This is a genomic window from Paraburkholderia sediminicola (assembly GCF_046027825.1).
GTDB classification, from domain to species: Bacteria; Pseudomonadota; Gammaproteobacteria; order Burkholderiales; family Burkholderiaceae; genus Paraburkholderia; species Paraburkholderia sediminicola_D.
Genome location: NZ_JAQQDU010000187.1, coordinates 1 through 5,830 on the forward strand (window position 1 = coordinate 1; position 5,830 = coordinate 5,830).

The 5,830-nt window shown below is 61.9% G+C and carries 4 protein-coding genes; all 4 read left to right on the top strand.

Annotation, left to right across the window (positions count from 1 at the left end; translation table 11 throughout):
• Window positions 1–86: 86 nt before the first annotated feature.
• Genes PQQ96_RS41430 through PQQ96_RS41445 form a run of 4 tightly spaced genes read left to right on the top strand, consistent with a single transcriptional unit; the run spans window position 87 to window position 5,651 of the window.
• A complete protein-coding gene (locus PQQ96_RS41430) occupies window positions 87–1,535 on the top strand; it encodes a site-specific integrase (RefSeq protein WP_408303114.1) in 1,449 nt (482 codons plus the stop codon).
• A complete protein-coding gene (locus tag PQQ96_RS41435; RefSeq protein WP_408303116.1) occupies window positions 1,532–3,412 on the top strand; it encodes an integrase in 1,881 nt (626 codons plus the stop codon). The genes PQQ96_RS41430 and PQQ96_RS41435 overlap by 4 nt, the downstream gene beginning before the upstream one ends.
• Window positions 3,409–5,292, top strand: coding sequence for an integrase (locus tag PQQ96_RS41440; protein ID WP_408303117.1), 1,884 nt, complete (start codon window positions 3,409–3,411; stop codon window positions 5,290–5,292). The genes PQQ96_RS41435 and PQQ96_RS41440 overlap by 4 nt, the downstream gene beginning before the upstream one ends.
• The gene (locus PQQ96_RS41445; RefSeq protein WP_408303119.1) at window positions 5,289–5,651 is read left to right on the top strand and encodes a hypothetical protein; all 363 of its coding nucleotides are present in this window, start codon (window positions 5,289–5,291) and stop codon (window positions 5,649–5,651) included. Before PQQ96_RS41440 ends, PQQ96_RS41445 begins: the two co-directional genes overlap by 4 nt.
• The last annotated feature ends 179 nt before the right edge of the window (window positions 5,652–5,830 follow it).

A 5,830-nucleotide genomic window follows, 5' to 3' on the forward strand; every position in this document is an offset into this window, starting at 1 on the left:
GTATGCGCAAGCAAGGACCGATTTCATGATCCTCGCAGGTCGTGTTAAAGCGGACACCACCACGAACACAACGGAGAACCTGGGCGATGACCGCAAGACGAACGACCATCCGGCAACTGCGACTGACCGAGGTCGTTGACCGCGACACACCCGGCGCGACGCCGGTCAGTATCACCACCCCCGAGGGCGGCACCATCTATCACACGGTCCCACTCGCAGACCCCGACACTGGCAAGAGACGCGACGCCCACGCGCAGTGGATCGCAGGCACCTTTCCTCTCTTCCCTGTTGTCCGGCTCGCTCACGGCGCGCCGTGGGCTGAGGCGAACCTCTGGCTCATCGACATGATGGAGTCGAAGCCGTCGCCCAACATGCTGACGTTCGCCAGCATCGCTGACGACCTGGTAGCGTTCCGTCGTTATCTGGATGGCGAGGGTGTCGACTGGCTCGTGTTCCCTGTGAACAAGCGGCAACGTCCAACCTACCGCTACAGCGCATCGATCAGGCTGGCCGTGCAGGCAGGCGAACTGTCTCCGGGCGTCGCCAGGCGTCGTATGGGCGCCGTGGTGCGCTTCTATCGCTGGCTCATGAGCGAGGCAGGCTTCAGGCCCGCGAACGCGCCGTGGGTCGAATCTGGCCGTTTCATCGAGTTCAGGGACCAGAAGGGGTTCAGCAGCGTGATCAAGGTCAAGACCACCGACCTGTCAATCAGCGGTCGCCGCGCGGAAGACCCCTGGGACGATTGCATTCAGGACGGCGGTCGCCTGCGCCCGCTCCCCTCGTCCGAGCAATCGGTGCTGCTTGAATCGTTAGCCACTCTCGGCAATACCGAGATGACGCTCATTCATCTGTTCGCGCTGTTGACAGGTGCTCGCATCCAGACGGTACTGACTGTGCGTGCGAAACACGTGATGCGCAAGCCTGACGGGTTTCACGGCGACGACATCCGTCTCGCCTGCGGGCCGGGTACGGGCATCGACACGAAGGGCGGCGTTAAAGGCGTGCTGCACTTGCCGCGCGGTTTCTACGAGCAGCTGTACGTCTACGTGCACAGCGATCGTGCACGCAAGCGTCGCCAGCTGGCAGACGGCGGTGATCATCCCGATCAGCCGCTCTTTCTGAGCCATCGCGGTGCGCCACTCTACGAGGATCGCGAGTCGCGTGGCCCTGTCAGCACGGGCCCGCACGTGCGCCGCCACGTCAAGACCGGGCAGGCCGTGCGCCAGTTCATCAGGGATGAACTGTTGCCCATGATGCGCGTGCAGCTCGGTAACCCCAGATACGAATTCAGCTTCCATGACCTGCGCGCGACCTTCGGGCTCAACATGGTTGACGCGATGACAGCGAATGAGACGAAGTACACGCGGACGCTCGACCAGTTGCGGCAGTTGATGTGGCACTCGCGGCTGTCCACAACCGAGGGCTACTTCGGTTACCGCCAGAATTGCAAGCTGTTCGATGCTGTGCAGGAGGGCTGGAGCGAGCATCTGTCGACGCTGATCACGCGCGCCCTCGACACTGCGGTGGCAGCATGAGCCGCCAGTACGAGCAAGTTTGCATGCCGCTCGCGGAGGGCACGACGCTGTTGCACCCCGAGCGCGCGCTGCTCAAGTGGGAAGGCCTTAGCAACCGTTTCGACATCGGGCAGATCTGCTACCTGACGCGTGACACGTCGAGCTCACAGCGCACGCGACGCACTTTCGATCATACGACCTTCAGCAGCGAACGCACCAAGGTCGTTCGCCTGCTGGTAGCGCAGTTTTCCGGGCGGATGACCCTGGGCGCGATGCGTCCGGAGACGATCTACGGTGCTCTGCGCGTCGTGCTTGATTTCGTCAACTGGGCCGACAGGCAGCGCTTGCATCAGGTGCTCTGTGACGAGAAGACTACCGCGATGGCAGTTCATCGCTACTTCCGTGAGAAGCGCGAACAGGTCTCGCTGGGCAACCTGAACCGCAATTCCGTCGCCCACAATCAGCGTAACCTGTTGTCGACGCTCCGTGAGTTTTTCGGAAACGACGACTTCTGCGCCGATGCGAGGGTAATGCGCCGCCACCAGAATGCTTCGGTGCCGACCGCAGTGCCTGACGCCGAGGCACAGGCCGCCCTTCTCGCGTGGGCGGACGCGCTCTTCAGCAGTATCAGCACGCTGGTGCTCGACTTCAAGCCGTACCCGGTGCACGTGATCACGGCGCGGGGCGAGAGTCTTTGCCTTGTTCCGCACACACACGACCGTAGTGAAGGCGACGACTCGCACGGCCTGCTTGGCTGGAATCTGGAGACAGGCGAGCTGCGCACCCGCGAGGAACTCACGGCACGCATGACTGAAGCAGGCGCTAAAAATCCTCGTCAGCGTTCGTGGGCCATCGCCTGGCTAACGGCTAAACATCTTGCGGCGGCGAACGAGCACGCGCAGTCACCGATCCGCCGCTCACACGCTTCGATGGCGGCCTTTTGCTTTGCCGCGCTGTTTCTGGCCGAAACAGGCGTCAATCGCGCGCAGTTGCAGGCCATGAAGTGGAGCCCGGAGCTTGCCTCAAGCCTGCAAGTTGCGTCGGCTGTACGTCAGAAGTTTCGCGCGGTCAAGTACCGTGCAGGCGGGAAGGAATTTACGTTCACCGTCTCACTGGACTTCATGCCGAAGCTCAAGACGTATCTGGCGCTGCGCGAGTATCTGGTGCGGGGCGCAGACTGTGACGCGTTGTTCATTGTAGCCGGGCATTACGCACAGCTACGACGGGCAATGAATCTCCCAACTCAATTTCTGGCCCAGCTTTACAGTCGACTCGACACGCTCGGGATCGTGCTGCCGCGCATTACCGCACGTCAGTGGCGTGCAGCGAAACAGGATTGGGCGGTGAGCAACCACGGCCCTGTCTTCGCAGCCAGGCTGATGGGTCACTCGCTGGACACAGCGCTGCGCTCTTACTCGAACGGCACGGACGCCGCGCACAAGGCTGAGATGGGCGCGTTCCTCGCTTCGATCGAGAAGACTGTGCTGAAGCCCGGCAACGACCCGGCGGGCAGCATCAGGAGCGCAGTGGGCGTCTGCATCGAATTCCACAAGCCTGCACCGATTGCGGCGTCGGTCACCGTACAGCCTGACTGCCACTCCACCGAAGGGTGTCTCTTCTGCGGCCAGTACCGCGTGCATGCTGACGCCGCCGATATCCGCAAGCTGCTGAGCTGCCGTCACTGCGTCAGGCTCGTGAGCGGGCACGCTGAATCCATCGAACAGTACGACAGATCGTTCGGCGCGGTGCTGCGCCGCGTTGACTTCCTGCTGGATGAACTGCGCAAACGCGACGCCGCGCTGGTCGATCAGATCGAGCAGGACGTTGATATCGAAGGGAATCTGGACGCTTTCTGGTCGGCCAAGCTCGACCAGCTTTACGAATTGGGAGTGGCATGAACAACACGCTGATCTCGCCGATCACCGAGCGCCCCGACTGGTATCGGGTAGAGGACGATACGGTCGTCACCCGCAATAAAGCTGGGAACGCTGTTTCGCGGTTTGGTGATGACGCCTGGGACATCCGTGCATATACGATTGGACCGCGGCGCACCAATATCTATTTCAGGGGTCACCAGCCTGACGGCGTGAGCCGCACCCTTTCAGATGCGACTACGCGTCAGTGGAAGCAGGTCATGTACTTTCTGATGCATGAGGCGACCGATACGGTACCTGCGTCCAGTACGCTTCAATCTCGTTCAGTTTACCTAAAGGATTTCACGTTCTTTGCCGCCGAACGTCAGCTTACGCTCTACGAGGGTCTGTCCAACGTCGCCGTAGTTCTGGACTATGTGGCGCAAGCCGGGATGGAGATGAAGGCCCAACGCCTTCATTCGATTCTGGTGAAGCTTAACCGTCTGGGCGTCGAGACCACCGGACTGCGCGTGCCGCTGGCCCAACTGCACAAGCCGCTGCTCGAACGCTTCGCGCAACGCGCTGGAAGCTCCCAATACCCTGTCATCCCGACGCGGATCTACCAGCACTTCCTGTCGACCTGTGAGCATGACCTCGGCGTCGCTGAGGCCGTCGCTGACATACTGTCGGACTACCTCGCAGGCGTCTACGCCGGCGAGAGTCCGTGCGTCCCGGCGGCGCTGGCAACGGCTGCTGCGCACTTCGGGTGCAAGGACTCCCCTTACGTCGTGTCGTCGCTTGTGGCGTCGATCAACGCGCTATGCCAGCTTGTCATCCTGTCGTTCACCGGCATGCGCGCGATGGAAGCGGAGAACCTGCCGTACGACTGTCTCCGGGAGGCCCGTCTGGATGGCGTGAGGCACTACACCATCGAGGGCGTCACGACCAAGCTGTCGGGCGGACGTCCCAGGCGAGCACGCTGGGTGACCAGCGCGCTCGCCGCTCGCGCCGTCAGGCTCGCGCAGCGGCTATCGGGCGAGGCGCACCGTGCGCACGGCGCGCACGACTACGCCGTATCGACGGACGGTTCGCATCTGCTGTTCTGTCGGATGGGTCTGCGTCTTGGGTACGTGGCGAACCGGGCGGCGAGTACCGTACATAACGATATCGAAGCCTTTCGTGAGCGCGTCTTCCCGACGATCACGGTCGAGGACATCGCTGAACTGAAACGTGTCGACATGCACCGCGCGTGGGAAGACGAGCCGAAGTACGCGGTCGGGCAGCAGTGGCCGTTCACGCGTCATCAGCTTCGCCGCACGCTCGCGCTGTACGCACACCGCAGCGGTCTCGTAACGCTGCCGACGCTCAAGCGTCAGTTGCAGCACATCACGCAGGAGATGAGCATGTACTACGCTCGCGGATCCGCGTTCGCAAAGGGTTTCATCGACATCGGCAACACTCACTTCGCGAAGGAATGGGTTGAGGCCAAGGGCCTGTCCGAGTACCTTGCGTACGCCGAGCAGGTGCTGTTCTCTGACGAGCGGCTGTTCGGCGGGCACGCAGCGTGGACGCAGAGCCGTGCCGTGCAGGCGTCTCCTGTGTCGGTCTATTCGCGCGAGCAGACGATCAGGATGTTCGAGAGGGGCGAGCTGGCGTACCGCGAGACGGTGCTGGGCGGCTGTGCCAGCGTCGAGCAGTGCAAGTCGACGCCGCTCGACTGGATGCGTCTTGATTGCCTTGAATCGGACTGCCGTAACCTCGTGATCGTGCCATCGAAGCTTCAGCGCGTGATCAAGGCGCAGCAGGCTACGGTCGAGAAGCTGCGCGCTGTTGATGAAGCGAGCGTCGAATACCGTATCGAGGCGCAGACGTTGCAACGACTGCTTGACGCGCAAGAGAAACTGATCAAAACGGAGGCAGCATGAGCGACGCCATGACCGACTACTACGCCGCCCTTGAGCGGCTGAAGAAGCGCCAGGGTGCGCGTATCAACAATGACACCGTGGCGATCGAGGCGGGCCGCAAGAAAGGCAGCATCAAGAAGTCGCGCCCGCAGTTCGCCGGGCTGATCGAAGCGATCGACGCGGCCAACGCAGTAGCCGAGCGCCCGAAACTCGAACTGAGCGACCGCCTGAACCGCGCGAAGAGCGACGCGAAAGATCTGCAGGCACAGCTCGACGAGTCGCTGGCTCGTGAACTCGCACTGCTGCGTCAGGTGTTCAGCCTGCGCAAAGAACTGGCCGCGCTGCGTGGCGGTAGCGTCCTGCCGTTGCAGCCACACTAGATCAGAGCGGGCGCCTTCGCTCGAAACTAAGACATGCGAAACTTACGACAGAAGATGGACACTCCGAGGGTCGCCCTGTCCATTTTTTCTACGAATCTGATGGACACTCCGCAGACTGCTGACTGCAGTATTTTCAAGGCTCTGGCTGATGTCCATCGTTTTTCTCTTGCGCGTAACGA